Raw genomic sequence first — 26612 nt, 5'->3', positions numbered from 1 at the left:
TCCGAGAGAGCAACCTTTTCCCTATATGAGGGACAGTGAATCGGGTAACGGTAGAGTGCGAGGCGTGACTACCGATCGAGGAGCACCGCTCCAGACCGCGGACCGCGCTCTGCAGGTCCTGCTCGCCTTCACCCACGACCGCGAGGAGTGGGGCGTGACCGACCTGGCGGCGGAGTGCGGCTGGGACAAGTCGGTCACCCAGCGGCTCCTGGCCTCCCTCGCGCACCGGGGCTTCCTGGTCTCCGACGCCGTCACCCGGCGCTACCGGCTCGGTCCCGCCGTCTGGCACATGGCGACCGCCTGGGAGCGGCACGGCGGCATGGCCGGGCTCGTGCGCCCCGCCCTGCGCGAACTGGCCGCGGTCAGCGGGGTGACCGCGCTGTTCGCCGTGCCCGACGGGGCGCACCTGCGCTGCGTCGACTCGGCGGACGGCACCCTGGGCCCCCTGCGGGCCTACCGGCTGGCCGACGAGCTCTACCCGGGGCACGCGGGCGCGACCTCACGCGCCTACTTCGGGATGCTCACCCCCGGCGCCCGTGCGGCGGTCCTCTACGGACGCCCCATGGCCCGCTTCAGCGACCTGACCGTCACCGACGCGGCCCAGCTGGAGGAGCTGATGTGCCGGGTGCCGGCGGACGGCTTCGCGTACTCGGAGGGCGAGTACGACCCGGCTACGGCGGGTCTGGCCGTGCCCGTGCTGGTGCGCTCACAGCCGGTCGGCTCGCTCACCCTCGTCGGACCGCACGCCCACCTCGCGGGCAAGCAGCAGGAGCTGCTGGAGCCGCTGCGCTCCGCCGCGCAGGACCTCGGCGAGCTGCTCACCCCGCGCCGGGTGCGGGGCGCCCGCCGCCCGGAGACCACCCGAAGCTGAGAGCCGGCCTCAAGCCGAGACCGCCTCCCACCGAGACCGCCTCCCACCGAGAGACCGCCTCCCACCGAGAGACCGAAAGGCCGAACCACCCATGAAGCTGTTGCTGCTGTCCAACTCCTCCGCTCCCGGGCGCGCGTACCTCGACCACGCCCGCGAGGTGATCGCCGACCACCTGGCCGGGATCGAGGAGCTGCTGTTCGTCCCCTACGCGCTGGCCGATCACGACGGCTACACGGCGAAGGTCGCCTCCTTCATGGACGGGCTCGGCATCCGCGTGTCGGGCGTGCACACGGCGGACGACCCGCGGGCGGCCGTGGCCGCGGCGCGTGCGGTCTTCATCGGCGGGGGCAACAGCTTCCGGCTGCTCAAGTCGCTCCAGGAGCGCGGCCTGACCGAGGCGATCACCCGGCGCGTGCGCCAGGACGGCGTGCCGTACATGGGGTCGAGCGCGGGCACCAACATGGCCTGTCCCACGCTGCGGACCACCAACGACATGCCCATCGTCCAGCCCGCCTCCTTCGAGACGCTGGGTCTGGTCCCCTTCCAGATCAATCCGCACTACCTCGACCCGCAGCCCGGCAGTGCCCACATGGGCGAGACCCGCGAGGAGCGGCTGACGCAGTTCCTCCAGGACAACGACGTGCCCGTCCTCGGCCTGCGCGAGGGCACCTGGCTGCGCCGCGCGGACGACGCGCTGGAGTTGGGCGGCGTCGCGGCGGGCGCCCGCCTGTTCACCACGGACGCCGATCCCGCCGAGTACGCGCCCGGCGCCGACCTGAGCCACCTGCTGTCCGCGCGGGCGCGTTTCGACCACCGCGCGGCCTGACGGGCCTGTCCCCTTCCGGGGCCGCCCCGCCTTGGCCCCGGCACACCCGTCGGATACCCCGAACCGATAGAGGTTTCTCCAATCCCGCGCTTCGGGCGAACGCACGGTAGGCCGTCACCCGTGCGGGCCGTACCGTGTGCCGATGCACTACGGCACGTCACGGGGGCAGGCGGGGAGTTCGTTCGACGGCGCGGCCGCGCGGCGGCTGCGCGAAGAGCTGCGGATGGCACCGGCCGACGTCGCGTACGGGATGCGCGCCGCCTACGGCATGGCCGTCGACGGGCGCGCCGTCGCCGCCTGGGAGGCGGGGGTGGCCGCGCCCGACGAGCGGCAACTCGCCGCGCTCGCAGGGGCGTTGTGGTGCTCGGCCGCCGACCTGATGGGCAGCCCGGGGACGCTGCGCGAGTACCGCATGGCGCGGGGCGTCTCGCGCGCCGACGTCGCGCTGGAGATCGGGATGGCCCCGGACGCGTACGCCCACATCGAGGACACCGGCGCCTGGACGGGTGACGCGCGGCAGGCCGAAGCGCTGGCGCGGGTGCTGCGGCTGCCGGTGCCGGCGCTGATCGAGTTCACCGGGCGGGACGAGGAGTTGGCGGCACTGCTGCGCAAGGCCGCCACCACCAGGTGGCAGGCGTACGTGGACCAGGCCGGCGCCCTGGTGCCGCTGCCCAGGGAGTACGTGGTGGAAGGGCTGCGCGCGCTGCACGCCGGGTACCAGTCCACGGCAGCGGCGTCCCTGGGCTGGGGGCAGCCTGCCTCGGCCACCTCGCGCGAGGCGGGCCGCGCCTTCCTGGAGGAGATCCTGACCCGCTTCTGGGAGGCCGTCGAGGGCTGAGGCTGCGGGAGACGACCGGCACCTTGTCGCTCCGTGGCCGTGTCGGTGGCTGTGGCCGTGTCCGTGGCTGTGTCCGTGGCTGTGTCCGTGTCCGCGTGCGGACAAGCGACAGGGCGTCGGGAGAGCGCGAGGGTCGCTCTCCCGGCGCCCTGTGCGCCGCCGTGTCCGCGTTACGCGGGGGCCTTGTCGGGGCCGGGCACCGGGTCGGGCTCGTCCCGTTCGTAGGAGATGCCTTCTCCCGGCTCCATGGGGTGGGCGACGACTTCCTCGTCGCGGCGGGAGCGTCCCAGATGGTTGAAGACCAGGTTGAGGACGATGGCGGTGACGCATCCCGTGGAGATGCCGGAGTCCAGGATGATCTTCGCGCTGTCGGGGAACGCGTGGTAGAAGTCCGGCGCCGCGATCGGTATGAGGCCGACGGCCAGCGCGGTGCCGACGATCAGTACGTTGTTGTCCTTGCTCAGGTCGGCCTTCATGAGCGTCTGGATACCGCTCGCCGCGACGGAGCCGAAGAGGACGACGCCCGCGCCGCCGAGGACCGGTTGCGGCACGGAGGCGACCAGCCCGGCGGCCATCGGGGACAGGCCCAGCAGGATGAGGATGCCGCCCCCGGTGGCGACCACGTACCTGCTGCGGATCCGGGTCATGGCCACCAGGCCGATGTTCTGCGCGAAGGCGCTGCACATGAAGCCGTTGAAGAAGGGGCTGAGCGCGGAGCCCAGCATGTCGGCGCGCAGGCCGCCCGCGATGGTCTTCCGGTCGGCGGGGCGGTCCACGACCTCGCCCAGGGCGAGCATGTCCGCGGTGGACTCGGTCATGGAGACCAGCATCACCACACACATCGACACGATCGCCGGGATCGCGAACTGCGGGGCGCCGAAGTGGAAGGGCGTGGGGAAGCCGACGGGGTCGGACTCCGTCACCGCGGTGAAGTCCGTGATGCCGACGGGTATCGCGATCAGCGTGCCGATCACGAGGCCGATCAGCACCGCGATCTGCTTCATGAACCCGGTGGTGAAGCGGCGCAGCACCAAAACGATCACCAGGGTGAGCCCGGCCATGCCGATGTTGGCGAAGTCGCCGTAGTGCGGGCTCTTCTCGTCGCCGCCCATGGCCCAGTTGAAGGAGACGGGCATCAGCGAGACGCCGATGAGGGTGATGACGCTGCCGGTGACGACCGGCGGGAAGAACCTGATGAGCTTAGAGAAGAACGGGGCGATGACGAAGCCGAGCGCGGCGGCCACCATCGTCGCGCCGAAGATGACGGGGAGCGTGTCCTCGGGGCCCGACGACTTGGCTATCGCCAGCATGGGCGCGACGGCGGCGAAGGTGGCGCCGTTGACGAAGGGCAGCCGGGAGCCGACCTTCCAGAAGCCGAGCGTCTGGAAGAGCGTGACGATGCCGGCGAGGAAGAGACTGGCCCCGGTGAGGAACGCCAGTTCGGTCGGAGAGAGCCCCACCGCTGCGCCGACGACGAGCGGGGGTGCGACGACTCCCGCGTACATCGCGGCGACGTGCTGGAGTCCGGTGGTGAACAGCTTCAGCGGCGGCATGCCCTGGTCGACCGGGTGCTTGGTCCCAGCAGGGCTTCGTGAGTCCGGTGAGCCCTGTGAGTCCTGGCCCGGTACGTCCCCACTGCCGTCCGCCGTCTTTCCTTGCGTGGTGAACCTGGGCGTCTTGGCCACGGGGTCCTCCTGTCGTTTACGGCGCCGTCGCGGCACTCGAGTTTCCGGAGGTGCTGCGGTGTGCAAGGTGGTGATGGTGGTGCTGTGGTGCTGGGTGGCGCAGCGGTGTGCTGCGTTCTGCGGTGGTGCGGTGCGCCCGTACGGATGTCCGGAGCATGACAGGAGCCAGGTTTCCGGAGCCGCGTCGTGGAACCGAACCGGCCGGGGGCCGTCCCCCCCGGCCGGTGTCTGAGGGTCGGCCGGGCGCTCCAGGTGGTGTGCGCCCGGCCCGCGGACCGCCGCGAGGCGGCCCGCCGTGCCGTCCGCCGGCGGTCAGCCGGCTCCGGCGGCGATCTTGGCGAGGCGGCGGGCCTCGTCCCGCGCGCCGCGTGCGATGTCGTCCTCGTCCGCGCGGGTCAGCCGGCCGTCCTCGACGACCGGTACGCCGTTGACGAGGGAGAGCGTGACCGGAGCCGCGGCCCCCAGGACGAGCGCGGCGACCGGGTCGGCGATGGTGGAGTGCCCGATCCCGTCGAGCTTCCACAGCACCACGTCGGCGAGCTTCCCCGCCTCCAGTGAGCCCGTCTCCTGCGCCCGGCCCAGCACCCGCGCACCGCCCAGGGTGCCCAGACGCAGCGCCTCGCGGGTGGACAGCGCGTTCTCCTTGTGCGCGCCGAGGCGGTTGATGAGCAGCGCGTTGCGCAACTCGGTGTGCAGCTCACCCGACTCGTTGGAGGCGGTGCCGTCCACGCCGAGGCCCACGGGTATGCCCGCCGCGAGCATGTCGGGGACCCGTGCCGTGCCCGCGGCCAGCCGCGCGTTGGACGAGGGGCAGTGCGCGGCGCCCGTCCCGGTGCGGCCGAACGCCTCGATGTCCGCGTCGGTCATGTGGACGCAGTGCGCCATCCACACGTCCTCGCCCAGCCAGCCGACGGACTCGAAGTAGTCGGTCGGGCCCATACCGAACAGCTCGTGGCAGAACTTCTCCTCCTCCGCCGTCTCCGAGCCGTGCGTGTGCAGGCGCACGCCCTTGCGGCGGGCCAGCTCGGCGCCCTGGCGCATCAGCTCGGTGGACACGGAGAACGGGGAGCAGGGCGCCACGGCCACGTGCAGCATCGACCCGAACGAGGCGTCGTGATGGGCGTCGATGGCCTTCTCGGTCTCCGCCAGCGCGCCCTCCAGCGTCTCGACGGCGAAGTCCGGCGGCAGCCCGCCGTCCGAGGTGCCGCGGTCCATGGAGCCGCGGGCCGCGGTGAAGCGGACGCCGAGCTCGCCGGCCGCGCGTATCTCGGCGCCCAGCAGGTCGCCGGCGCCGCGCGGGAAGACGTAGTGGTGGTCCATGGCGGTGGTGACACCGCCGCGCGCCATCATCCCCAGCGAGCCGCGGGCCGCCGCGTACACCATCTCCTCGTCGACGCGTGCCCATGTGGGGTAGAGGGCGACCAGCCAGTCGAAGAGGGGGGAGTCCGTGGCCAGACCGCGGGTGAGCCACTGGTAGAAGTGGTGGTGGGTGTTGACCAGGCCGGGGGTGAGCAGGTGTCCGGTGCCGTCGACGCGGCGCGTGACGTCTCGCAGGCCCTCGGGAGCGTCACCCGGACCGACCGACTCGATCCGGTTGCCGTTGATGACGACGTGACCGCTCGCGTACTCGGTGTCCTGCGCGTCGACCGTCGCGATCGCACACTTGTCGATGACGATGCGGCCGGTAGCCGCGGCTTGTTGGTCCGCCATGGGGTCCTCGTTCGGGGGGTTTACGGCCCCGCCAGGGCTCTTCCCGTCTCCGTGCGGAGCTTCCGTCCCGGGCCCCGCGGTCCGCAGGGAACGGACCGCCCTCCCGGGGCGGGCCCGCGCGACAAGCGGGCCCGCCGAGGGAGTCCGGGGACCGGGAAGGGTCCCTGGGAGGTGGGAAGGGGCAGGCGGGGGTGGATCAGAGGTTGGTCATGTCCACGGGGATGCGAGGGGTGGCACCGTCGCGGAGGACCGTCGCCTCGATCAGGCCGTAGGGCCTGTCCGCTGCGTAGTAGACCGCACCGTCCGCCGCCTCGTTCTTCATGTCGAACGGCGACAGGTCGACGCGGAAGTGGTGCTTGTTCGGCATCGAGAAACGGATCTCGTCGACCTCGGGCCGGCTGTTGATGACGCGCGAACCCATCTGGTAGAGGGTCTGCTGGAGCGAGAGCGAGTAGGTCTCGGCGAAGGCGTGCAGCATGTGCTTCTTCGTCTGGGCGTAGGACTTCTCCCAGTTGGGCGTCCGCTCCTGCTCGGCACCGGTGTAGTTGTGCCGCCACACGGCACTGACCGAGGTGGCCAGGATGCGGTCGTAGTCCTCCTGGAGCGTGGTGTAGCGGTCCTTGATGTAGCCCCAGAACTCCGAGTTGGTGGAGTTGAGCACGGTCAGGTCCTTCAGACCGGAGAGCACCTCGACGCTGTCACCGTCGTAGGTGATCTGCGCGGTGCGTGTCTCCTGGCCCTTGCGGACGAAGGAGTGCTTGACCTCGTCGGCGCCGATGAACTTGGAGTTGGCGTCGGAGGTGGCGATGCGCTCCCACTCGTACTCCTCGATGCGGATCCGGGCCTGGTGGATCGGCCCGGTGTCGTCGACGAAGTGCCGGGCCAGCAGGAGGCCGAACGCCTCGGCCGACTCGATGCCGTGCTCCTTGGCGTAGGCGAACACGGTGTTCTTGGTGGTGTCGGTCGGCAGGACGTGGGCGTTGGAGCCCGAGTAGTGCACGTCGTCCAGGTCGCCGCTGAGGGCGACCGAGACGTTCAGGTCCTTGATGTGGTGGGTGTCGCCGTCCCGCGTGATCTTGACGACGCGGTTCTCCGCCTTGCCGTACTGGTTCTGGCCGAGAATCGTGGGCATAGGTGTCAGCTCCCTCGGTACACGGAGTAGCCGAACGGGTTGAGCAGCAGCGGCACGTGGTAGTGCTCGCCCGGGTCGACCGCGAACACGATGGTGACCTCGGGAAAGAAGCTGCCTGGTGCGCTGTCCCTTACGCGGGGGGCGTCCTGCTGTTCCGCGGCTTCGCGCTCGCTGCGCGAATTCGAACTGTGCTGTTCCACGCTGTGCTTATCGACGAAGTACGGCTCCGTCTCGAAGACGAGCCGTACGTGCGTGGTTCCTTCCGGCAGCGCCGGAAAGTCCTTGCAGCGCCCGTCGGCGTCGGTTCTCGACGCCCCGTGCGCGGCCCATGCGGCCTGTCCGCCACCCTCGCGTACGAAGAGCTGTACGCCGACCTCCGCGGCCGGGCGGCCGAGGCTGGTGTCCAGGATGTGCGTGGACACCGAGGTGCTCGTCGCGTCGCTCATGCCGTGGGGGCTCCATTCTCCGTAAGGCGGGTGAGCCGAAGACGGTTGATCTTCGCCAGCTCCTGCCGCACGATCTCCCGCTCCTGCCGGGGGGAGTTGTCGATCCGGTGACGAACGGCGTCCCTCATCTCCTCTCCGCTCTTGCCGGTGGCGCAGATGAGGAACACGTGCCCGAACTTGTCCTGGTAGGCCAGGTTGAGTTCGAGCATCTCCGCCTTCAGTGCCTCGGAGGCACCGGCCATGCTCCGCTGTTCGCGGGCCGAGGTCGGGTCGCCGGGCTTCGGGCGGCCGATGGGCGGGTGCCCGGCCATGGCCTCGTCGAGACCCTCGTCGGTGAGAGCCCCGGTGGCCTCGTCACTCGCCGCGAGAAGAGCCTCGGCGCTGTCGTACGGTCGCCGGGTGAGCAGCGCGCTCCCCCAGCTTCGTGCGGCGCACACGTCGTGGAGCGCGGCGCGCGCCTCGGTGTCCTTGGCGGTGTTGAGCCAGGTGAGACCTGGCGTCGAACGCGAAGTCACGGGACCTCCGTGGCCGTGGTGCTGTTCGGGCTGGGAATAGCTAAGTCCCCCGGCAACACCACGTCAACAGTTTGTTGAAGCCTTTTCGACATCTTGGAAACGAAAGCCCGCCATGCGGAAGCATGGCGGGCTCTCGTGTGCGGTCCCCGGCGGGGCAGCGGAGGCCGTCAGTCCGAGCTGGTGTTGTCCCGGTTCAGGTAGTTGTAGACGGTGAAGCGCGAAACACCCAGGGCGCCGGCCACCGTCTCCACGCCGTGCCGGACCGAGAACGCTCCCCGCGTCTCCAGGATCCGGACCACCGACTGCTTGGTCCTGCGGTCGAGCTGAGCCAGCGGCACCCCGTGCCGTCTCTCCAGTTCGGCCAGGAGGTGGTCGAGGGAGTCGGACAGGTGCGGCAGCCGCACGGCCACCACGTCCTCGCCCTCCCAGGCGAGGACCACGTCGTCCCCCTGCGCCTGCTCCGGCTCCACCATCGCCCCGCCCATGGCGTCGACCAGCGGCTTGACCGCCACGACGAACGGATGGGCGGCGTGCGGCCCGTCCCCCATCAGCCCTCGTCCTCCCCGCTCCAGCCCTCGTCCTGGCCGATCACGTTGACCTGCAGGGAGACCCGGGTCGCCCCCGCCTCCAAGGAGCGGCGCAGCAGCTCGGTCACGGCCGCCAGCACCTGCTCACCCGAGCCCTCGGCGGTGTTGCCGAAGGGGCCGACGTCCACGGCATCCAGTGCCGCGCCCTGGACGACCTGACGGGCCACGACAGCGTGCTGCGGAGCCTCGTCGAGATCGAAAGGCTCGGTCGTGAACTCCACACGCAAGCGTTCCATGCGCCACACACTACCGAGGGCGCCGCCCCGGGCTGCTCAGGGCAGCTCCTCCAGGAGCTCCTCGATGAAGGAGACCGTCTCCGTCGGCGAGAACGCCTCGGCGCACAGCCGGTCCATGATCAGCGTGTACTGGTCGATCTCGCCGGGCTTGTCGAGGTAGACCGCGTTGGTCAGGTGCTCCAGGTAGACCTTGTCGGGCAGGTCGGGGTCGGCGAACCTGAGCAGCGTCACCGGCGTGCCGGCCGCCGCCGCGGTCACCTCGAAGGGCGCGACCTGGAGGGTGACGTGGGGCAGCCGCACGATCTTCAGCAGGTGCTCCAGCTGCGCCCGCATCACCTCCGCACCGCCGAAGGGCCGGCGGACCACGGCCTCGTCGACCACGGCCCACAGGTGCGGCGGGTCCGAGCGGTGCAGCAGCTTCTGGCGGGCCATGCGCAGATCCACGATCCGCGCGACCTTGCGGGGCTCGGTGTTGGGATAGCCGAGGCGGCTGACGGCGTGCGCGTACTCCTCGGTCTGCAACAGCCCCGGCAGGAACTGGACCTCGTACGTCCTGATCAGGGAGGCCGCGTCCTCCAGGCCGAGGTGCAGCTCGAACCAGTCCTCCAGCACGTCCGAGTACTGGTACCACCAGCCCGGCGAGTTGGCCTGGCGGGCGAGGTCGAAGAATCCCTCGCGCTCCTCGGGATCGTGGATGCCGTAGAGCGTCAGCAGATCCCGCAGGTCGCGTTCCTTGGCGCCGACCTGACCGCGCTCCAGCCGGGTGATCTTGGCGTGGGAGCCGCGGATGGCGCGGCCGGCGTCCTCCCGGGAGATGTCCAGCGCCTGCCGCAACCTGCGCAGCTTGACACCCAGGATGATGCGCAGCGCGGTGGGGCCGTTCGGCGCTTCTGGCGCGCCCCCACGCGAAGGCGCCCCTGACGGCTGCATCATGGCGGACATTCCGACTCCCAAGGGTGACTGGGCGGTCACGACAGTGTGGCACCTGAGCACCGGTCCGGTACAGGCACCGGGAGAATACGCGCCCCGGCGGGCCCGTGTCCGCCGCGACGCCTCCATACTCCCTCACGGGGAACCCCGCAACCACCCTTACGGACGCGGTAGTTGACGTCGCGGAATGGAGCACTCCGCACACCCGGGGCCACTACGATGCCGCCCACAGCTCAGGCCTGACGACAGGGGCAGACACATGGACCGGAACGGCGAGCGGCGACGGCGGACGGAGCGTGCCGCAAGGCCACCGCACAGCGGGCGCGACCTGGGCCTCGACCGGCACCACAGCGCCCGCATCTACGACTACTTCCTGGGCGGCAAGACCAACTTCCCGCCGGACCGTGAGGTGGCCGAGAAGCTGCTGGCCGCCTTCCCCGGCTTCCGCAACGCCGCCCGCGCCAACCGCGCCTTCATGCACCGCGCCGCGCGGTTCCTGGCCGAGCGCGGCATCCACCAGTTCCTGGACATCGGCACCGGCATCCCCACCAGCCCCAACCTGCACGAGGTGGTGCAGGCGATGGTGCCGCGGTCGCGCGTCGTGTACGCGGACAACGATCCGATCGTGCTCGCACACGCCCGCGCCCTGCTGACCGGCTCGGCCGAGGGGCGCACGGCGTACGTGGACGCGGACATCACCCGGCCCGACACCATCCTGCACTCCGCGCAGGTGCGCGAGACGCTCGACCTCGACAGGCCGGTCGCCCTGTGCCTGGTGGGGCTGCTGCACTACATCACCGACGAGCACGACGCGCACGGCATCGTCCGGCACCTGGTCGAGGCGATACCCGCCGGCAGCTACGTCGTCCTCTCCCAGTGCACCCCGGACTTCGCGCCCGAGGAGTGGGAGCAGGCCATGGAGGTCTACAAGATGGACGGGGGCAGCGCCCAGGTGCGGCCGAAGGGGGAGTTCGCCCGCTTCTTCGAGGGGCTCGACCTCGTCGAGCCGGGCATCGAGGTGCCCCACCGCTGGCACCCGGACGAGGACACCTCGCAGGTCGTGAACCTGCCTCCGCACGATCCGGGGGACACCACCGACGCGCTCGTGAGCATGTGGGCGGGGGTCGCCCGCAAGCCCTGAGCAGGCGCGCCGGCAGCGCGTGCGCGACCGAGCCCCGGGCTCCGTCATCCCGACGGTGCCCGGGGCTTCTCGCTGCCCGGGGACCGACTGCGACTGCCCGCGGCCGGCTGCGGCTCTTGACAGGACGGCCACCCGCAGAGCAATCTTCCAGTGAGCAGAATACGAGTTTCACCATACGGAATTACTCGACGCGCTCACTGGACGAAACACCAAGGAAGGGAGGGCGGTCGCAGTGGTCTCCTCGGACCGGTTCACCGTCAACGCCTCGATCCTCTTCACCGAGCTGCCCCTGCTGGAGCGCCCGGCGGCCGCCGCTGCCGCGGGATTCGACAAGATCGAGCTGTGGTGGCCCTGGGTCGACGCCCCCGTGCCCGAGCGCGCGGAGCTCGACGCGCTGCGCAGCGCCATCGAGGACGCGGGCGTCCAGCTCACCGGGCTGAACTTCTACGCGGGACAGCTCCCGGGCCCGGACCGGGGCGCCCTGTCCCTCCCCGGCCGGGAGTCGGAGAGGTTCCGCGCCAACCTCGAGGTGGCCGCGGACTTCGCCCAGTCGCTGGGCTGCAAGGCGTTCAACGCCCTCTACGGCAACCGCGTCGAGGGCGCCACCGAGCAGGAGCAGGACGAACTCGCGCTGGAGAACCTCGTGCTGGCGGCGCGGGAGGCCGACCGGGTGGGCGGCGTCCTGCTGATCGAGGCGCTCAACGCGCCCGAATCGCCCAAGTGCCCGCTGGTGAGCGCCCCGAAGGCGGTCGAGCTCGTCGACAAGGTGAACGAGGCGACCGGGCTGGGCAACGCGCGGTTCCTCATGGACCTCTACCACCTGTCCATGAACGGCGAGGACCTGGCGGGCGTCATCGAGCGCTACGCCGCCAAGACCGGGCACGTGCAGATCGCGGACAACCCGGGCCGCGGCGCGCCGGGCACCGGCTCCCTCGACTTCGACGACCTCATCGGCCGGCTCGACAAGGCCGGATACGACGGTCTGATCGGGCTGGAGTACAAGCCCGGCGACAACGGCAGCGCGGCCTCCTTCGGCTGGCTCAGCAAGTAATCACCCGCCCCGGACGCGGTCCGGGGCAGTGCCCCGTGCGCGGGGCGGGCAACGACAGGATCTGCGAAAGGCAAGCAGTCATGGCTCACACGGCCGGCAACACGAAGATCGGCTTCATCGGTCTGGGCATCATGGGCGACCCCATGGCCCGCAACCTGCTCAAGGCGGGCTACGACGTCACGGCGTACACGCTGGAGACCGAGAAGGTCGAGCAGTTCGCCAAGGACGGCGGCAAGGGCGCCTCCTCCATCGCGGAGGCCGTCAAGGACGCCGACGTCGTGATCACGATGGTTCCGGCCTCCCCGCAGGTCGAGGCCGTCGTGCTGCACGAGGGCGGCGTCCTGGAGAACATCCGCGAGGGTGGCCTCATCATCGACATGTCCTCGATCACCCCGCAGACCTCCATCGAGGTCGCCGCGGCCGCCAAGGCCAAGGGCGTCCGTGCCATCGACGCCCCGGTCTCCGGCGGCGAGGCCGGCGCGATCGAGGCCGTGCTCTCCATCATGGTCGGCGGCGAGCAGGAGGACTTCGACGCGGCGAAGCCGATCCTCGAGGCGCTCGGCAAGACGATCGTGCTGTGCGGCCCGGCCGGCTCGGGCCAGACCGTCAAGGCGGCCAACCAGCTGATCGTCGCCGTCAACATCGAGGCCGTGGCCGAGGCCGTGGTCTTCCTCAAGAAGTCCGGCGTGGACCTGGGCGCGGCGCTCGACGTGCTCAACGGCGGCCTGGCGGGCTCCACCGTGCTGACCCGCAAGAAGGACAGCATCCTGGCCGGCGACTACCAGCCCGGCTTCAAGATCGACCTGCACCACAAGGACATGGGCATCGTGACCGACGCGGCCCGCGCCGTCGGCGCCGCCGTTCCGGCCGGTGCGCTGGTCGCCCAGCTCGTCGCCTCGCTGCGTGCGCAGGGCGACGGCGGGCTCGACCACTCGGCGCTGGTGCGCAGCGTCAAGCGGCTGTCGGGCGAGAACCCCGACGGCGCCAACTGAGGAACGCCCCACCCGGGTCACCCCGGACACCCCTCCCGGTTCCTGACCTGCGGGCTTACACCCACCGACTCCGGGCGGCGGCGTCGACACTGTCCTGTCGCGCCCAGGCGCCGCCGCCCGGGTACCACCTGCACCGAACCAGGAGAGTTCGATGGCTCGTATGACCGCTGCCCGTGCGGCAGTTGAGATCCTCAAGCGTGAGGGTGTGGATGTCGCGTTCGGCGTGCCGGGTGCCGCGATCAACCCGTTCTACGCCGCCCTGCGCGCCGCCGGCGGCGTCGAGCACACGCTCGCCCGCCACGTCGAGGGCGCCTCGCACATGGCCGAGGGCTACACCCGTACCGCGCCCGGCAACATCGGCGTGTGCATCGGCACCTCGGGCCCGGCCGGCACCGACATGATCACCGGCCTCTACTCGGCGCTCGGTGACTCCATCCCGATCCTGTGCATCACGGGCCAGGCGCCCGTCGCGGTGATCGAGAAGGAGGACTTCCAGGCCGTCGACATCGCCTCCATCGCGGCCCCGGTCACCAAGAAGGCCACCACCGTCAAGGAGGCAGCGCAGGTGCCGGGCGTCTTCCAGGAGGCGTTCCACCTGATGCGCTCGGGCCGCCCGGGACCGGTCCTGATCGACCTGCCGATCGACGTCCAGCAGACGGAGATCGAGTTCGACGTCGACACCTACGAGCCGCTGGTCCCGCACCGGCCGGCCGCGACCCGCAAACAGGTCGAAAAGGCCCTGGACATGCTGGCCGAGGCCGACCGGCCGCTGATCGTGGCGGGCGGCGGCATCATCAACGCCGACGCGTCCGACCTGCTGGTCGAGTTCGCCGAGCTGACCGGCGTCCCCGTCGTGCCGACCCTGATGGGCTGGGGCGCGATCGGTGACGACCACGCGCTGCACGCCGGGATGGTCGGCCTGCAGACCTCGCACCGGTACGGCAACTCCACGTTCCTGGAGTCGGACTTCGTCCTGGGCATCGGCAACCGCTGGGCCAACCGCCACACGGGCGCGCTGGGCGCCTACACCGAGGGCCGCACCTTCGTCCACGTGGACATCGAGCCGACCCAGATCGGCAAGATCTTCGCGCCGGACTACGGGATCGTCTCCGACGCGCACGCCGCGCTGGCCCTCTTCGTCGAGGTCGCCAAGGAGCGCAAGGCCGCCGGGCGGCTCAAGGACCTGGCCAAGTGGGCGGACACCGCCCGGCAGCGCAAGGGCGAGCTGCAGCGCCGCACGCACTTCGACAACGTGCCGCTCAAGCCGCAGCGCGTCTACGAGGAGATGAACCGCGCCTTCGGGCCCGAGACCCGCTACGTGTCCACCATCGGCCTCTCGCAGATCGCGGGCGCGCAGTTCCTGCACGTCTACCGGCCGCGGCACTGGATCAACTGCGGCCAGGCGGGCCCGCTGGGCTGGACAGTCCCGGCCGCCCTCGGCGTCGCCAAGGCGGACCCGGAGGCGAGCGTCGTCGCGCTGTCGGGCGACTACGACTTCCAGTTCATGATCGAGGAACTGGCCGTCGGCGCGCAGCACCGGATCCCGTACGTGCACGTGCTGGTCAACAACTCCTACCTGGGCCTGATCCGCCAGGCGCAGCGCGGGTTCGACATGGACTTCCAGGTCAACCTGGAGTTCGAGAACATCAACACCCCGGAGCTGGGGGCCTACGGCGTCGACCACGTCAAGGTCGCCGAGGGCCTGGGCTGCAAGGCGATCCGCGTCACCGAGCCGGACAAGCTGCTGCCCGCCTTCGAGGAGGCGAAGAAGATCGCCGCCGAGCACCGGGTGCCCGTCGTGGTGGAGGCGATCCTGGAGCGGATCACCAACATCTCGATGAGCGGCAGCGACATCGGCTCGGTCAACGAGTTCGAGGAGCTGGCCACCGAGGCGTCCCACGCGCCGACGGCCACGGTGCCGCTGGGCTGAGGCCCGGGCGGCCCGCCCCGCCCTCTCCTGTGCGCCGCCGGCCCCGCTCCCTCACCGCGAGGGGGCGGGGCCGAGCACGTCGGGGCTCTCGGGCCGCTCCAGGCGGCGCAGGAAGGTGAGGAGCCCGGCGTACCCCTGCGCCCAGGAGTACGGGGTCTCCTGGTGCTCGGTGTTCAGCAGCACGGGCGCCTCGTCGGGGCCGAGACTGCGCCGCAGCAGATGGCGTGCCACCTCGTGCGCGGCCTCCAGCCAGCGGTCGTCTCCCCTCGCCCGCGCCAGCTCCACCAGCATGGTGCCCACGCCACTGGCGCCGCAGCACTGCCCCAGCGTCTCCATGCGCGGCACCCACGCGGCGGCGGCCAGCGCGGCCTGTTCGGCGCCCGCTACGAAGTCCGCCTCGTCCTCGAAGAGTTCGCCGGCGTGCTGGAGCGTACGGGCGGCGCCCGCCAGGCCGCGGCACCAGGAGGCCACCATCGGCAGGGCCTCGGGGCCGCGCGAGGCGGCGGCCAGCCGCACCGTGCGGCGGGCCAGTTCGCGCGCGTGGGTGTGCGCGGCGCGCAGCAGAGCGGAGTCGCCGGGGGTGCGGGCCGCGACGAGCAGCAGGAGGTCGGTCGTTCCGACGAACCCGTGCGCGTAGCCGAATCCGGGGTCGCTGCCGCTCGCGTCGTCCTCGTGGGGCGGGTCGGTGCGCGGCGGCAGCGCGGCCAGACGGGTGGCCTGCTCGCGTGCCGCGTCCAGGTCGCCCAGCGCCAGGGCGGCCAGGCCCACTCCCGCACGGCCGCTGATCACGTCAGTCTCCGGCTCCGGCGCGCTCCAGTCGGTGCCACCGGGCCGCTCCCCCTCGGGTACGGCCACACCGGCCGCGCGTGCCCTGGCGAGGAAGAGCTCGGTGCCGGTACGCCCCGAGAAGAGCCCGGGCGGCAGCGCGACGCGGCACAGCCCGTCGTGCGCGTGCGCGGCGAGCTGGTCGAGGACCTTGGCGACGCCGGGCTCCTCCCTGTGGTGCAGCAGTTCGAGGCCGACGCCCGCGCTGCCGGTGTAGAGGCTCGCGTCCACGGCGGGGAAGTCGGCGTACTCGCCGCCGAACTGGTAGTCGGCGACCCCCGACAGCAGCGCCTCCCGCACCGCCTGCGCCAGGTGCGCGCCCACAGCGGCTCCCGCCGGGTGGGACGGCAGCCCGGCCGGGCGGGGCCCGGGGGCGGGCGCCGATGCCGGGGCAGGTACCGGCACGGGTGCGGGTGCCGGCACGGGCGCGGGCGCGGGTGCCGGTGCGGGTTCCGGCGCCGGGGGTTGGGTGGCCAGGGCCAGCAGGGCGCCGCGCCCGGCGTCCGCGTCGCCGCTCAGCAGCTGGGCCAGCGTGGTCCGCAGCGCGGCGCGGCTTGCGCCGTACACGGCCGCGAGGCAGGCGAGTTGCCGCTCGCGCGCCAGCCGGGTGGTGGCGGCCCCCACCACGGGCAGCAGCCCCGTCGCGGCGTAGGCGAGGACCATGCCCAGCGCGAAGTGGTCGTCCTCGGGGCGGGGAGGAGCCGTCTTGTCGAGCTGCTCGCGGGGGGCGAACCCGGGGGTCCCGCCGGGCAGGTGGAAGCCGTCGAGCGCGGAGATGCCGAAGTCGATCAGGTGGGCACGGCGCGGGCCCAGTACGACGTTCCGCGGCGAGATGTCCCGCATGACCACGCCCCGCTCGTGCAGCGCCCGCAGCGTGGTGGCCAGGTCTTGGCACAGCCGGGCGAAGCGCTCCTCGCGCCGCCCCCGCTCCGCGCGCTCCTCCCGCCCCTCACCGCCGGATCCTGGCCCGGGTCCCGGCGGCAGCAGTGCGCCGTTCCTGCGCACGTGGCGGAGCAGGTTGGTGTCTCCGGCATCCGTGGTGACCAGGTACTCGTCCGCCTCGTGCGCGAAGTGGTCGACGAAGGCGGGGATGCCGGGCACGCCGGCGCAGGCCTCCAGCACCCGCCGCTCGTTGCGCAGCCGCGCCCGTACGTCCGCGCCGTCCGCGCTCTCGGCCACGAAGGCGCGCGCCTGCTTGACGACGAGGGTGGGGCGCGCCGCACCGTGGGCCGGCTCGGGGGCGCGGGTGTCCTCGGCGCGGTAGACGTTGCCGCGCGCCGACTCCTGCAGACCCTCCAGCACGCGGTAGCGCCCGCCCAGCAGCGGTGCTCCGGCGGCGCCCGCGCCGTGGTCCGGGTCACCGTGATCCGGGTCACCGGGGTCGTCCGGCGCCGGCACCTCGCCGGCGGCCTCGGGGGTGAAGGGGTCGCGGGCCCAGGACGGTTGCCGGTAGCCGAGGGTGGCGGCCGCGTCGAAGGGCTCGCCGTCCTCGCCGTGCAGCCGGACCACGAGGGTGCCCTTGTCCCCCGCGTGCCACTGCGCCCGGAAGGGGCCGTACCGGTAGTAGACGGGTGCGTCGGGGGCGACCCGGCGGTCGCTGAGCACCCGGGGGCCCTCGTGGCCGCGCAGCAGCGCGGCCAGCTCCAGGCCCAGCTCGCGGACCCGCCCGGCGGACGGGTAGACCGTGACGGCCTTGCCGACCGAGGCGGGGCTGCGCTGCCCGTCGTTCATGAGGGCGAGCGCCCGCGCGGTGCGCACGACCTTGAAGCGGCACCGCTCCCGCACGAGCCTGGGCAGCAGCACCTCGGCGAGCGCGGGGAGGGTGGCGGCCCGGGAGGAGATGTGCAGCTTCCAGCCCTCGCCGGGCAGCGGGTCCGCCTCGCGGGGCCGCACGTGTACCCAGTGCGGTCCCGGGGTGACCACGTGCGTCCCCGTGACCGCCGGGTGCCCCGGAGGAGCCGGTTCCCCGACGAGCGCGCGCAGGCTGCCCAGCGCGTTCCAGTCCGTCATCGACCCGACTCCCCCAAGGCGTTGGTCCCTCAGCAGTCAGCGGAGCTGAGCGGCGGCCCGGGGCCGCCGAACCGCCGGACCGTGCGGTCGGCCGATCTTCGTGCCACCGCCGGTCCGCCGGCGTGCGGTCAGCCGGTCTGCGTGCCGACGCAGTGGTCGACGCACATGCTGATCGGGCAGCGGTCCGCCGCCGCGGTGCTCATGTCGGTGTCGGCGAAGGAGGTCTGCGGCTCCGCCGGGAGGGCCCCGGCCTCGCGTGGCGTGAACTCTGACAGCGTTTCCATGGTTTCTCCCGTGAAAGCGTCATGTTCCCTGTCGCACGTGCGGTCAGCAGGTGCGTGCGTCGCGACCCGAGGACGATATGAGCGGCGGGCACGGGCGGACAAGACCCGGGAAGCGGCGGGTTTCCGATCGTCTCGCCGTCGGGCGGGTTCCCCCCGCGCCAAAATTTCAACAAACTGTTGACTCACCCTGCGGGCCTCCCTACGCTCCATGATGCGGAAACTGTTTTCCGCGAAACACGCCCCAGGAAGGTCGTCCATGTCGAAGTCGTCGAAGCCCACGCTGACCACCGAGGCGGGTGCGCCCGTCGCCGACAACCAGAACTCCACCTCCGCCGGCATCGGTGGCCCGCTCCTCCTCCAGGACCAGCACCTGCTGGAGAAGCTGGCGCGGTTCAACCGGGAGCGGATCCCGGAGCGCGTGGTGCACGCCCGCGGCTCCGGCGCGTACGGCTACTTCGAGGTGACGGACGACGTCAGCGCCTACACCAGCGCCCACTTCCTCGGTGAGGTCGGCCGCCGTACCGAGACGTTCGCCCGCTTCTCCACCGTCGCCGACAGCCTCGGCGGCCCCGACGCGGCCCGCGACCCGCGCGGCTTCGCCCTGAAGTTCTACACCGAGGAGGGCAACTACGACCTCGTCGGCAACAACACCCCGGTCTTCTTCATCAAGGACCCGCTGAAGTTCCCCGACTTCATCCACTCGCAAAAGCGCGACCCGTTCACCGGCAAGCAGGAGCCCGGCAACGTCTGGGACTTCTGGGCCAACTCGCCCGAGGCCACCCACCAGGTCACCTGGTTGATGGGCGACCGCGGCATCCCGGCCTCCTACCGCCACATGAACGGCTACGGCTCGCACACCTACCAGTGGACCAACGCGCAGGGCGAGGCCTTCTTCGTCAAGTACCACTTCAAGACGAACCAGGGCATCCGCTGCCTGTCCGCCGAGCAGGGCGAAGAGCTGTCCGGCTCCGACCCCAACAGCCACCAGACCGACCTGCTCCAGTCGATCGAGCGCGGCGTCTACCCGTCCTGGACGCTGTACGTCCAGGTCATGCCCGCGGCGGAGGCGGCCGACTACCGCTTCAACCCGTTCGACCTGACCAAGATCTGGCCGCACAAGGACTACCCGCTCCAGCGCGTGGGCCGCCTGGTGCTGGACCGCAACCCGGACAACGTCTTCGCCGAGGTCGAGCAGTCCGCGTTCTCGCCCAACAACTTCGTGCCCGGCATCGGCCCCTCGCCGGACAAGATGCTCCAGGGCCGGCTGTTCGCCTACGCGGACGCGCACCGCTACCGGCTCGGTGTCAACCACACCCAGCTCGCGGTCAACGCGCCGAAGGCCGTGGCGACGGGCGCCAACAACTACGGCCGCGACGGCCTGATGGCCACCAACGCCTACGACCGCCACGCCAAGAACTACGAGCCCAACTCCTACGGCGGCCCCGTCGAGACCGGCGCCCCGCTGTCCGCGCCGCAGCAGGTGACCGGCCACTGGGGCACCCACGAGGCGCCGCAGCACACCAAGGACGACGACTTCTTCCAGGCCGGCGAGCTCTACCGGCTGATGTCCGAGGAGGAGAGGAAGCGCCTGATCGCCAACATCGCCGGCGGGCTGGCGCAGGTCTCGCGCGAGGACGTCGTCGAGAAGAACATCGCCCACTTCGCCGCCGCCGACCCGGAGTACGGCAAGCGCGTCGAAGAGGCGGTCCGCGAGCTGCAGGAGGGCTGAGCACCCGCGCTCCGCGCCAGCCGCACCACGAGCGGCGTACGAGACCGATTGGGAGGTCGGTCCGTGCGCGCCCCCGTGCGGGACGGTCCAGTTGATGAGGGGTGGCCGTCCCGCGCGGGGGCATCCTCATGCCATCCTCCCGCACGGCGGGCACCGCCCGACAGCGGCCCCCTCCGCGCAAACCCCGACGAGCGGAACGACCACTGACGATCAGGGCGCGAGTGGGGCACGATGGAGGGAATCGTGCCGTGACCGGCGATGCGCCGGACGACCTGCTGGAGCCCGAACGATGGCTGAAAGTGTGCTTGTGCGCTGCCCCGTGTGCCGGCGCGAGCACCACTACGCCGCTCCCGTCTACCCCTGCGGATGCGGCGCCCCGATCGCCCTGCCCCTGCTCGCCACCGCCTCCGCCGTCCAGGTGCGCCACCGCACCTGGGCGGGCTCCTGGATCTCCGTGCGGTGCCCGGCGTGCGGCCGCGTCGACGAGTGGCCGCAGCCGGAGTTGGGCTGCGGCTGCGGCACCACGCTGCGGGTGCCGGTCGCCCGCGCGGGCGCCTCGGCGCGCGAAGGCGCCACCACAAGGCCGCCCGCGGCCGCACCGCCCGCCACACCCCCCGCGGCGCCGCCCGCCGCGCCCGGGGCGCCCGTGGCGCGGCCGCCGTTCAGGCCCGTCACCATCCGCACGGCGCACGACGCCAAGAACGCCGCCGCGCAGTACCTGCGGTGGCTCGGGTTCGAGGGGGTGCGCGTCGCCGAGCGGACCCCGGCCTCCGGGGTCGACGTGCGCGGCGCGAGGGTCATCGCCCACGTCGATCCCTCCACCACGCCGACCGGGGTGCGTGAGGTGGAGACCCTGTGGCTGACCGGGCTCAACGACTCCGTCGTGGCCGTGTGCTTCGCCCTCGCCGGGTACGCGCCCGAGGCGCGGGCCCGCGCCGAGGCGCTCGCACTCCCCCTGTTCGTCCTCGACCTCACCGGAACGCCGAGCGCCATCAACGAGACGGCCCAGCGCCTGCTGCGCACCCCGAGATGAGGGTGCCCCGCTCCCGCACGGGCAACCGTTTCCCGGGGGGAGCGGGGAGCGTCTCAGCCGTCGCGGTGCTCCACCCCTGGGGTGCCCGTCTCCCCGGCCGCGTGCGCGCGCAGCTCGACCCGGCGGATCTTGCCGGAGATCGTCTTGGGGAGCTCGGCGAACTCCACCACACGCACCCGCTTGTACGGTGCCAGCCGCTCGCGGCAGTGCGCGAACAGCACGCGCGCGGTCTGCGCGTCGGGCGTGTAGCCGTCCGCCAGCACGACGTACGCCTTCGGCACCGCGAGCCGCACCGGGTCGGGCGACGGCACGACGGCCGCCTCGGCGACGGCCTCGTGCTCCAGCAGGACGCTCTCCACCTCGAACGGGGAGATCTTGTAGTCGCTCGCCTTGAAGACGTCGTCGGAGCGGCCCACGTAGGTGAGGTAGCCGTCCGCGTCGCGTGAGCCGATGTCACCGGTGCGGTAGTAGCCGTCCGCCATGGCACGCTCGGTGCGCTCGGTGTCGCCGTGGTAGCCGCGCATCAGGCCGACCGGGGCGCCCGCGAGGTCGAGGGAGATCTCGCCCTCGCGGGCGCCCGCCTCACCGGTGACGGGGTCGAGGAGGGTGACGTCGAAGCCCGGAGTGGGGCGCCCCATGGAGCCGGTCTTGAGGACCTGCCCCGGGGTGTTGGCGACCTGGACGGCCGTCTCCGTCTGACCGAAGCCGTCGCGGATGGTCACGCCCCACACGCGGCGCACGTGCTCGATGACTTCGGGGTTGAGCGGCTCGCCCGCGGCGACGACCTCGCGCGGTACGGCCGCGAGCTTGCCCAGATCGGCCTGGATGAGCATGCGCCAGACGGTGGGCGGTGCGCAGAAGCTGGTGACACCGCCGCGTTCCATCTCGGCCATGAGGCGGCCCGCGTCGAAGCGGGTGTAGTTGTGGATGAAGATGGTCGCCTCGGCGTTCCAGGGGGCGAAGAAGTTGGACCAGGCGTGCTTGGCCCAGCCCGGCGAGGAGATGTTGAGGTGGACGTCGCCGGGGCGCAGTCCGATCCAGTACATGGTCGCCAGGTGTCCGACCGGGTAGGAGACGTGCGTGTGCTCCACCAGTTTGGGCAGGGCGGTCGTCCCCGAGGTGAAGTACAGCAGCAGGGTGTCGTCCGCGCGGGTGACGCCCTGCGGGTCGAAGGCGCCGTCGGCCTCGTACGCGTCCTCGTAGGCGAGCCAGCCGGCCTCGGGCGTACCGCCGCTGCCCACGGCGACGCGCGTGTAGTCGCCGGCCACCTCGGCGAACTTGCCGGTGTCGGCGGCGCGGGCCAGGACGTGGCGGGCCTGCCCGCGCGTGACGCGGTCGGTGAGGTCGCGCGGGCCCAGCTGCGGGGTCGCGGGGATGACGACGGCGCGCAGCTTCATCAGCGCCAGCAGGGTCTCCCAGAGTTCGACCTGGTTGCCCAGCATGACGATGACGCGGTCACCGGGGACGACACCGCGGCCGCGCAGCCAGTTGGCGACCCGGTTCGAGCGCTCCCGCATCTGCGCGAAGGTGACGCGCCGCTCGGTGGCGTCCTCCTCCACGATGTGCAGGGCGAGCCGGTCGTTGCCCTCGGCGATGTGGTCGAACCAGTCCAGCGCCCAGTTGAAGTGCTCGGGCCGTGGCCAGGTGAAGGCGGCGCGCGCGGCCTCGTAGTCCGTCCGGTGCGTCAGCAGCGTGTCGCGGGCGGCGCGGAAGGCCTCGGTGGGCGTGGACGGGATCATGTTCCCTCCTGGTCAGCGGGGGCTGGAAGTGCTGGGAGCCCATCGTGGGGGTACACCCGCGCGCGCACCACCCCCGGGCGGGGGCTTACCCCAACGTGACAGGAGGTGCGGCATCATCGGGGACGTGTACACGGGGGCGAGGACGGACAGAGAGCGGGACGGGGCGGACGGTGCGCTCGCGGGGCGGCGGCGCCGGCACCCCTTCGTCGCGGCGCTGTGTGCGCTGACGCTCCTCGTCCTCAGCGTGCCGTTGGGTTTTCGTGCCGCGGACGAGGCCGGGCCGACCCCGGTGCCGCAGCTGCTGGCGTTCCTGCCGTGGTTCATGGTGCCCGCCTGGCTGGCGCTGGTGGGCGCCGCGCTGGCCCGGCGGTGGCTGGTGCTGGTGTGGGCGCTGGTGGTGCTGGCGGGCACCGGCTGGTTCCTGCGTCCATACGGGCCACCGGCGCCGGACGGGGCGGCGGGCCGGGTCGGCAAGGCGCAGTTCCGCGTTCTGACGGCCAATCTCGAGTACGGCGGTGCGACGCGGGATCTGGTGGAGACGCTGCGCAGGGAGCGTCCGCAGCTGGTGGCCGTCCAGGAGTGCGACACGGGGTGCGCGAAGGCGCTGAACACTCCCGCGCTGCGCGAGGAGTACCCGCACAGGCTCGTCACCGGCGTGGACGGCGGCGCGCGGGGTTCGGCGCTGCTGAGCGTCTACCCGCTGCACGACCGGAGCCAGGTGAGCGGCCGGCTGTCGATGCCCGGCGCCGTCGCCGAGGTCCACGGCGAGCGCGTCGCCCTCCAGGTGGCGCACCCGATGCCGCCCACGCCCGGCGACACGGCGACGTGGCGGTCCGAGCTGGACGCGCTGCGCGCCTACGCCGCGGACCGCAGGTTGCCGACGCTGATCGCGGGCGACTTCAACTCCTCGCAGGACCACGCGAGCTTCCGTGCCGTCCTGGACACCGGCATGCACGACGCGGCCCGCCTGCTCGGTAACTCGCGCACGCCGACGTGGCCGGCCCGCACCACCCCGGTGCTGGGCGCGCAGATCGACCACGTGCTGCTCAGCGAGGAGATGGTGCCGGTGGACGGCACGTTCCTGGACCTGCGGGGCACGGACCACCGGGCGCTGCTGGTGAACGTGAAACTGCTCTAGCTCCGTCCGCCGTCCGCCGTCGGCCGGTTCAGCCCGCCGCGCCGTCCGCCGTCGGCGCGTTCAGCCCGCCGCCCGGTCCGTGCCGCCCGTCAGCGAGGCGGGGGACGGGCCCCGGTCGTGGTGGATGGGGGTGTGGGCGCCGTTGAGGGGCACGCCGGTGCCGCCGTGGCGCACGGCGACGATCTCGGCGGCGATCGAGAGCGCCGTCTCCTGTGGTGTCCTGGCGCCGAGGTCGAGGCCGATGGGCGAGCGCAGCCTGGCGAGTTCGGCGTCGGTCAGCCCGGCCTCACGCAGCCGCTCAAGACGGTCCAGGTGGGCGCGGCGCGAGCCCATGGCACCGACGTAGGCCACCGGGAGCCGCAGCGCGCGCTCCAGCAGCGGCACGTCGAACTTGGCGTCGTGGGTGAGCACGCAGACGACGGTGCGGCCGTCCAGCTCCTGGGTGTCGAGGTAGCGGTGCGGCCAGTCGACGACGACCTCGTCGGCGTCGGGGAAGCGGCGGGCGGTGGCGAAGACGGGGCGCGCGTCGCACACGGTGACGCGGTAGCCGAGGAACGTGCCGATCCGCACCAGCGCGGCCGCGAAGTCGATGGCGCCGAACACCAGCATGCGGGGCGCGGGGACGCTCGACTCGACGAGCAGGGTCACCGGCTGCCCGCACCTGCTGCCGTCGGCGCCGACGGTGACGGTCGCGGTGCGGCCGGCGTCCAGCAGGGCGCGCCCCTCGGCCACCGCCGTGGCGTCCAGCTCGGGCGCGCCGCCCAGGGCGCCGTGGGGCTCCCCTTCGGCGTCCAGCCACAGCGCGCCGCCCAGCAGCTCGTCGGGGCCTTCCACGAGGCGGACGAGCGCGGCGGTGCGGCGCTCGGCGGCCTCGGCGACGGCCGCGGTGAACACCTCGCGCGCCCGCGTTCCGGCGCGCGCCGGGGTGACCAGGATGTCGATGATGCCGCCGCAGGTGAGGCCGACGGCGAAGGCGTCCTCGTCGCTGTAGCCGAAGGTCTGGCGGATGCTGGCGCCGGAGGCCAGTGCCTCCTGGCACAGCTCGTAGACGGCGCCTTCGACGCAGCCGCCGCTGACGCTGCCGACGGCCTCGCCGCCCGCGTCGACGGCCAGTGCCGCGCCGACCTGTCGCGGGGCGCTGTTGCTGACGCCGACGACGGTGGCGACGGCGAAGTCGCGTCCTTCCTCGCACCAGCGGTCCAGCTGTGCGGCGATGTCCAGCATGTGCCTACTCCTCGGCGTTGGCGCAGGTCGAAACAGCCTGAACGGGAGCGGGAACGGCCAGGGAGACCGCACCCGCTCCCGCCAGACGTCAGGCCGGCGGCCGGGCGGCTATTTCGCCCCCAGCCACTGCTCGATCGGGTTGAGCGCGAAATAGGCCAGGAAGACGAATCCCAGCACCCACATCAACCATCCGGGCTCGCGGAACTTTCCCTGTACTGCCTTGATCAGAACATAGGAGATGACGCCCGCGCCGATGCCGGTGGTGATCGAGTACGCGAAAGGCATCAGAACGGTCGTCAGGAAGACCGGGATCGAGGTGGCCGGGTCCGACCAGTCGATGTGCATGGCGTTGGTGATCATCATCGATCCGATGACGACCAGCGCGGCCGCCGCCACCTGCGGAGGGATCATCTGCGCGAGGGGCGTGAAGAACAGGCAGAGGGCGAAGCCGAGGCCGCTGATCACGCTGGCGAAGCCGGTGCGCGCACCGTCGCCGACACCGGCGGTGGACTCCACGAAGACGGTCTGCCCCGAGGCACCGGCCAGACCGCCCATGACGCCGCCCGCACCGTCGATGGTCAGCGCCTTGGCCAGCCCCGGCATGCGGCCCTCCTTGTCGGCGAGCCCGGCCTGCTGGCCGATGCCGATGATGGTGCCGATGGCGTCGAAGAAGCCCGCCAGGACGAGGGTGAAGACGATGACGCCGATGGAGATGGCGCCGACGTCGCCGAGGCCGTCGAACGAGACGGAACCGAAGAGCCCGAAGTCGGGCGAGCTGACCAGCGACCCCGGGAACTCGGGGGCGTTGTGGCCGCCCCAGTCCTTCTTGGTGAGCCCGGCGAGCTGGTGGATGACCCCCGCGATGACGGTGCCTCCGACGATGCCGATCAGGATCGCGCCGGGCACCTTGCGCACCTGGAGCGCGAAGATCAGCAGCACGGTGACGGAGAAGCACAGCACCGGCCAGCCGGTGAGCACCTCGGCGGTGCCCAGCTGGATCGGCTTGACGCCGGGCAGGCCCCCGGGGCCGCCCGTGGAGGTGACGAACCCGGCCTGTACCAGACCGAGCAGACAGACGAACAGCCCGATGCCCATGGTGATGGCGTGCTTCAGTGCCATGGGTATCGCGTTCATGATGAGCTCACGGAGCCCGGTGACCACCAGGAGGATGATCACGGCACCGTAGATGACGCACATCGCCCACGCGTTGCCCCACGTCATCTCGGGGGCCACCTGCGTGGACATGACCGCGGAGACGCTGAGGCCCGCCGCCATCGCCAGCGGCACGTTGCCGACGAAGCCCATCACGAGGGTGGTCACCGCGGCCGCCAGCGCGGTCGCCGTGGTGACCTCGCCGCCGTCCAGCCTGTGCCCCGTGGCGTCGGGCACGGAGAGGATGACGGGGTTGAGCAGGACGATGTACGCCATCGCCATGAAGGTGGTGATACCGCCGCGCACCTCCTGGCCGTAACTCGACCCTCTCGCGGAGATGTGGAAGTACCGGTCGAGCCACGAGCGTCCCGCGGGGATGCGCGAGCCGGGGCCCGCGTCCTCCGGCGACGTCGTCGGCCCTACTTTGGACTGGGTCATTGTGCTGACTCCCAAGGTTCACAGGGGCACCCCGGCAGACACCGGGGATTTGGGAAGCCACGACCCGGGGGACGGCCCGCGCCGGCGCTTTGGCCCCAACCCCTCCCCCGGACTCCGTCCGGGGGGGACCCCCACATTCACCGTTTCTCG

Annotated in this window: 23 protein-coding genes; 10 read left to right on the top strand and 13 right to left on the bottom strand. The window is 71.9% G+C overall.

The features are described from left to right. The first annotated feature begins 25 nt into the window (after positions 1-25). From MMF93_RS26700 to MMF93_RS26690, 3 genes are all read left to right on the top strand, one after another. The gene (locus tag MMF93_RS26700; protein ID WP_423835536.1) at positions 26-871 is read left to right on the top strand and encodes an IclR family transcriptional regulator; all 846 of its coding nucleotides are present in this window, start codon (positions 26-28) and stop codon (positions 869-871) included. A gap of 91 nt (positions 872-962) precedes the next feature. Then, positions 963-1697 (top strand): dipeptidase PepE, encoded by a 735-nt coding sequence (gene pepE / locus MMF93_RS26695; RefSeq protein ID WP_242755459.1) that lies wholly within the window; start codon positions 963-965, stop codon positions 1695-1697. Positions 1698-1839: 142 nt separating this feature from the next. Next, positions 1840-2535, top strand: coding sequence for a helix-turn-helix domain-containing protein (locus MMF93_RS26690; protein WP_242755458.1), 696 nt, complete (start codon positions 1840-1842; stop codon positions 2533-2535). A 170-nt stretch (positions 2536-2705) separates the two neighbouring features. On the opposite strand, the gene MMF93_RS26685 is transcribed toward MMF93_RS26690, so the two are convergent. From MMF93_RS26685 to MMF93_RS26650, 8 genes are all read right to left on the bottom strand, one after another. Next, positions 2706-4220: a nucleobase:cation symporter-2 family protein gene (locus MMF93_RS26685; protein ID WP_423835535.1), complete on the bottom strand. Its 1515-nt coding sequence runs from the start codon at positions 4218-4220 to the stop codon at positions 2706-2708. 312 nt (positions 4221-4532) lie between these two features. Continuing rightward, positions 4533-5930: an 8-oxoguanine deaminase gene (locus MMF93_RS26680; protein WP_242755457.1), complete on the bottom strand. Its 1398-nt coding sequence runs from the start codon at positions 5928-5930 to the stop codon at positions 4533-4535. A 196-nt stretch (positions 5931-6126) separates the two neighbouring features. Then, entirely contained in the window at positions 6127-7062 is a 936-nt protein-coding gene (gene pucL / locus MMF93_RS26675; protein ID WP_242755456.1) for a factor-independent urate hydroxylase, read from the bottom strand. Positions 7063-7067: 5 nt separating this feature from the next. After that, the gene (locus MMF93_RS26670) at positions 7068-7508 is read right to left on the bottom strand and encodes a hydroxyisourate hydrolase (protein WP_242755455.1); all 441 of its coding nucleotides are present in this window, start codon (positions 7506-7508) and stop codon (positions 7068-7070) included. Continuing rightward, complete coding sequence (gene uraD / locus MMF93_RS26665) at positions 7505-8023, bottom strand: 2-oxo-4-hydroxy-4-carboxy-5-ureidoimidazoline decarboxylase (protein ID WP_242755454.1); 519 nt, start codon at positions 8021-8023, stop codon at positions 7505-7507. The genes MMF93_RS26670 and uraD overlap by 4 nt, the downstream gene beginning before the upstream one ends. A gap of 167 nt (positions 8024-8190) precedes the next feature. Then, positions 8191-8571 (bottom strand): helix-turn-helix domain-containing protein, encoded by a 381-nt coding sequence (locus MMF93_RS26660; protein ID WP_242755452.1) that lies wholly within the window; start codon positions 8569-8571, stop codon positions 8191-8193. Beyond that, complete coding sequence (locus MMF93_RS26655) at positions 8571-8846, bottom strand: YkoF family thiamine-binding protein (protein ID WP_242755450.1); 276 nt, start codon at positions 8844-8846, stop codon at positions 8571-8573. Before MMF93_RS26655 ends, MMF93_RS26660 begins: the two co-directional genes overlap by 1 nt. Before the next feature lie 36 nt (positions 8847-8882). Continuing rightward, positions 8883-9788, bottom strand: coding sequence for a helix-turn-helix domain-containing protein (locus tag MMF93_RS26650; protein WP_242755448.1), 906 nt, complete (start codon positions 9786-9788; stop codon positions 8883-8885). A 247-nt stretch (positions 9789-10035) separates the two neighbouring features. On the opposite strand from MMF93_RS26650, the gene MMF93_RS26645 reads away from it, so the two are divergent. The 4 genes from MMF93_RS26645 (at position 10036) to gcl (ending at position 14890) form a co-directional block, all read left to right on the top strand. Continuing rightward, positions 10036-10917: an SAM-dependent methyltransferase gene (locus tag MMF93_RS26645; protein WP_242755446.1), complete on the top strand. Its 882-nt coding sequence runs from the start codon at positions 10036-10038 to the stop codon at positions 10915-10917. A gap of 232 nt (positions 10918-11149) precedes the next feature. Next, positions 11150-11968, top strand: coding sequence for a TIM barrel protein (locus MMF93_RS26640; RefSeq protein WP_242755444.1), 819 nt, complete (start codon positions 11150-11152; stop codon positions 11966-11968). A gap of 59 nt (positions 11969-12027) precedes the next feature. After that, positions 12028-12960 carry a 2-hydroxy-3-oxopropionate reductase gene (locus tag MMF93_RS26635; protein WP_274709551.1) on the top strand — a complete coding sequence of 311 codons (933 nt, stop codon included), beginning with the start codon at positions 12028-12030 and terminating at the stop codon, positions 12958-12960. Between the two features lie 160 nt (positions 12961-13120). Then, a complete protein-coding gene (gcl, locus tag MMF93_RS26630; RefSeq protein WP_242757794.1) occupies positions 13121-14890 on the top strand; it encodes a glyoxylate carboligase in 1770 nt (589 codons plus the stop codon). 51 nt (positions 14891-14941) lie between these two features. On the opposite strand, the gene MMF93_RS26625 is transcribed toward gcl, so the two are convergent. Next, positions 14942-17725 (bottom strand): class III lanthionine synthetase LanKC N-terminal domain-containing protein, encoded by a 2784-nt coding sequence (locus MMF93_RS26625; RefSeq protein WP_242755440.1) that lies wholly within the window; start codon positions 17723-17725, stop codon positions 14942-14944. Positions 17726-17853: 128 nt separating this feature from the next. Then, positions 17854-18009: a hypothetical protein gene (locus MMF93_RS26620; RefSeq protein ID WP_181856542.1), complete on the bottom strand. Its 156-nt coding sequence runs from the start codon at positions 18007-18009 to the stop codon at positions 17854-17856. Between the two features lie 256 nt (positions 18010-18265). On the opposite strand from MMF93_RS26620, the gene MMF93_RS26615 reads away from it, so the two are divergent. Together MMF93_RS26615 and MMF93_RS26610 are read left to right on the top strand one after the other, a co-directional pair. Then, on the top strand, positions 18266-19738 hold the full coding sequence (locus MMF93_RS26615) for a catalase (protein ID WP_242755438.1): 1473 nt from the start codon (positions 18266-18268) through the stop codon (positions 19736-19738). 289 nt (positions 19739-20027) lie between these two features. Next, on the top strand, positions 20028-20771 hold the full coding sequence (locus MMF93_RS26610; protein ID WP_242755436.1) for a hypothetical protein: 744 nt from the start codon (positions 20028-20030) through the stop codon (positions 20769-20771). 53 nt (positions 20772-20824) lie between these two features. On the opposite strand, the gene MMF93_RS26605 is transcribed toward MMF93_RS26610, so the two are convergent. Continuing rightward, positions 20825-22510, bottom strand: a complete 1686-nt coding sequence (locus MMF93_RS26605; protein WP_242755434.1) for an AMP-binding protein — start codon at positions 22508-22510, stop codon at positions 20825-20827. A 124-nt stretch (positions 22511-22634) separates the two neighbouring features. Here MMF93_RS26605 and MMF93_RS26600 point away from each other — a divergent pair, with 124 nt between their 5' ends. Then, positions 22635-23648, top strand: coding sequence for an endonuclease/exonuclease/phosphatase family protein (locus tag MMF93_RS26600; RefSeq protein WP_242755433.1), 1014 nt, complete (start codon positions 22635-22637; stop codon positions 23646-23648). Between the two features lie 60 nt (positions 23649-23708). On the opposite strand, the gene MMF93_RS26595 is transcribed toward MMF93_RS26600, so the two are convergent. Then, positions 23709-24872 carry an XdhC family protein gene (locus tag MMF93_RS26595; protein ID WP_242755431.1) on the bottom strand — a complete coding sequence of 388 codons (1164 nt, stop codon included), beginning with the start codon at positions 24870-24872 and terminating at the stop codon, positions 23709-23711. 108 nt (positions 24873-24980) lie between these two features. Beyond that, positions 24981-26462 (bottom strand): NCS2 family permease, encoded by a 1482-nt coding sequence (locus MMF93_RS26590; RefSeq protein WP_242755429.1) that lies wholly within the window; start codon positions 26460-26462, stop codon positions 24981-24983. Positions 26463-26612 lie beyond the last annotated feature (150 nt).

This window comes from Streptomyces tubbatahanensis, assembly GCF_022699385.1.
Classification (GTDB): domain Bacteria; phylum Actinomycetota; class Actinomycetes; order Streptomycetales; family Streptomycetaceae; genus Streptomyces; species Streptomyces diacarni.
The sequence above is the reverse complement of the archived record's forward strand: the minus strand, read 5'-3'. Positions and strand labels throughout refer to the sequence as shown.

Bases quoted from the DNA above. Each gene is read 5' to 3' on its own strand.
- MMF93_RS26650 (WP_242755448.1), bottom strand. From the start codon at position 9,788: ATGTCCGCCATGATGCAGCCGTCAGGGGCGCCTTCGCGTGGGGGCGCG.
- pucL (WP_242755456.1), bottom strand. From the start codon at position 7,062: ATGCCCACGATTCTCGGCCAGAACCAGTACGGCAAGGCGGAGAACCGC.
- MMF93_RS26700 (WP_423835536.1), top strand. From the start codon at position 26: ATGAGGGACAGTGAATCGGGTAACGGTAGAGTGCGAGGCGTGACTACC.
- MMF93_RS26615 (WP_242755438.1), top strand. From the start codon at position 18,266: ATGTCGAAGTCGTCGAAGCCCACGCTGACCACCGAGGCGGGTGCGCCC.
- gcl (WP_242757794.1), top strand. From the start codon at position 13,121: ATGACCGCTGCCCGTGCGGCAGTTGAGATCCTCAAGCGTGAGGGTGTG.
- MMF93_RS26595 (WP_242755431.1), bottom strand. From the start codon at position 24,872: ATGCTGGACATCGCCGCACAGCTGGACCGCTGGTGCGAGGAAGGACGC.
- MMF93_RS26690 (WP_242755458.1), top strand. From the start codon at position 1,840: ATGCACTACGGCACGTCACGGGGGCAGGCGGGGAGTTCGTTCGACGGC.
- pepE (WP_242755459.1), top strand. From the start codon at position 963: ATGAAGCTGTTGCTGCTGTCCAACTCCTCCGCTCCCGGGCGCGCGTAC.
- MMF93_RS26590 (WP_242755429.1), bottom strand. From the start codon at position 26,462: ATGACCCAGTCCAAAGTAGGGCCGACGACGTCGCCGGAGGACGCGGGC.
- MMF93_RS26625 (WP_242755440.1), bottom strand. From the start codon at position 17,725: ATGACGGACTGGAACGCGCTGGGCAGCCTGCGCGCGCTCGTCGGGGAA.
- MMF93_RS26605 (WP_242755434.1), bottom strand. From the start codon at position 22,510: ATGATCCCGTCCACGCCCACCGAGGCCTTCCGCGCCGCCCGCGACACG.
- MMF93_RS26660 (WP_242755452.1), bottom strand. From the start codon at position 8,571: ATGGGGGACGGGCCGCACGCCGCCCATCCGTTCGTCGTGGCGGTCAAG.
- MMF93_RS26620 (WP_181856542.1), bottom strand. From the start codon at position 18,009: ATGGAAACGCTGTCAGAGTTCACGCCACGCGAGGCCGGGGCCCTCCCG.
- MMF93_RS26645 (WP_242755446.1), top strand. From the start codon at position 10,036: ATGGACCGGAACGGCGAGCGGCGACGGCGGACGGAGCGTGCCGCAAGG.
- MMF93_RS26680 (WP_242755457.1), bottom strand. From the start codon at position 5,930: ATGGCGGACCAACAAGCCGCGGCTACCGGCCGCATCGTCATCGACAAG.
- MMF93_RS26655 (WP_242755450.1), bottom strand. From the start codon at position 8,846: ATGGAACGCTTGCGTGTGGAGTTCACGACCGAGCCTTTCGATCTCGAC.
- MMF93_RS26610 (WP_242755436.1), top strand. From the start codon at position 20,028: ATGGCTGAAAGTGTGCTTGTGCGCTGCCCCGTGTGCCGGCGCGAGCAC.
- MMF93_RS26670 (WP_242755455.1), bottom strand. From the start codon at position 7,508: ATGAGCGACGCGACGAGCACCTCGGTGTCCACGCACATCCTGGACACC.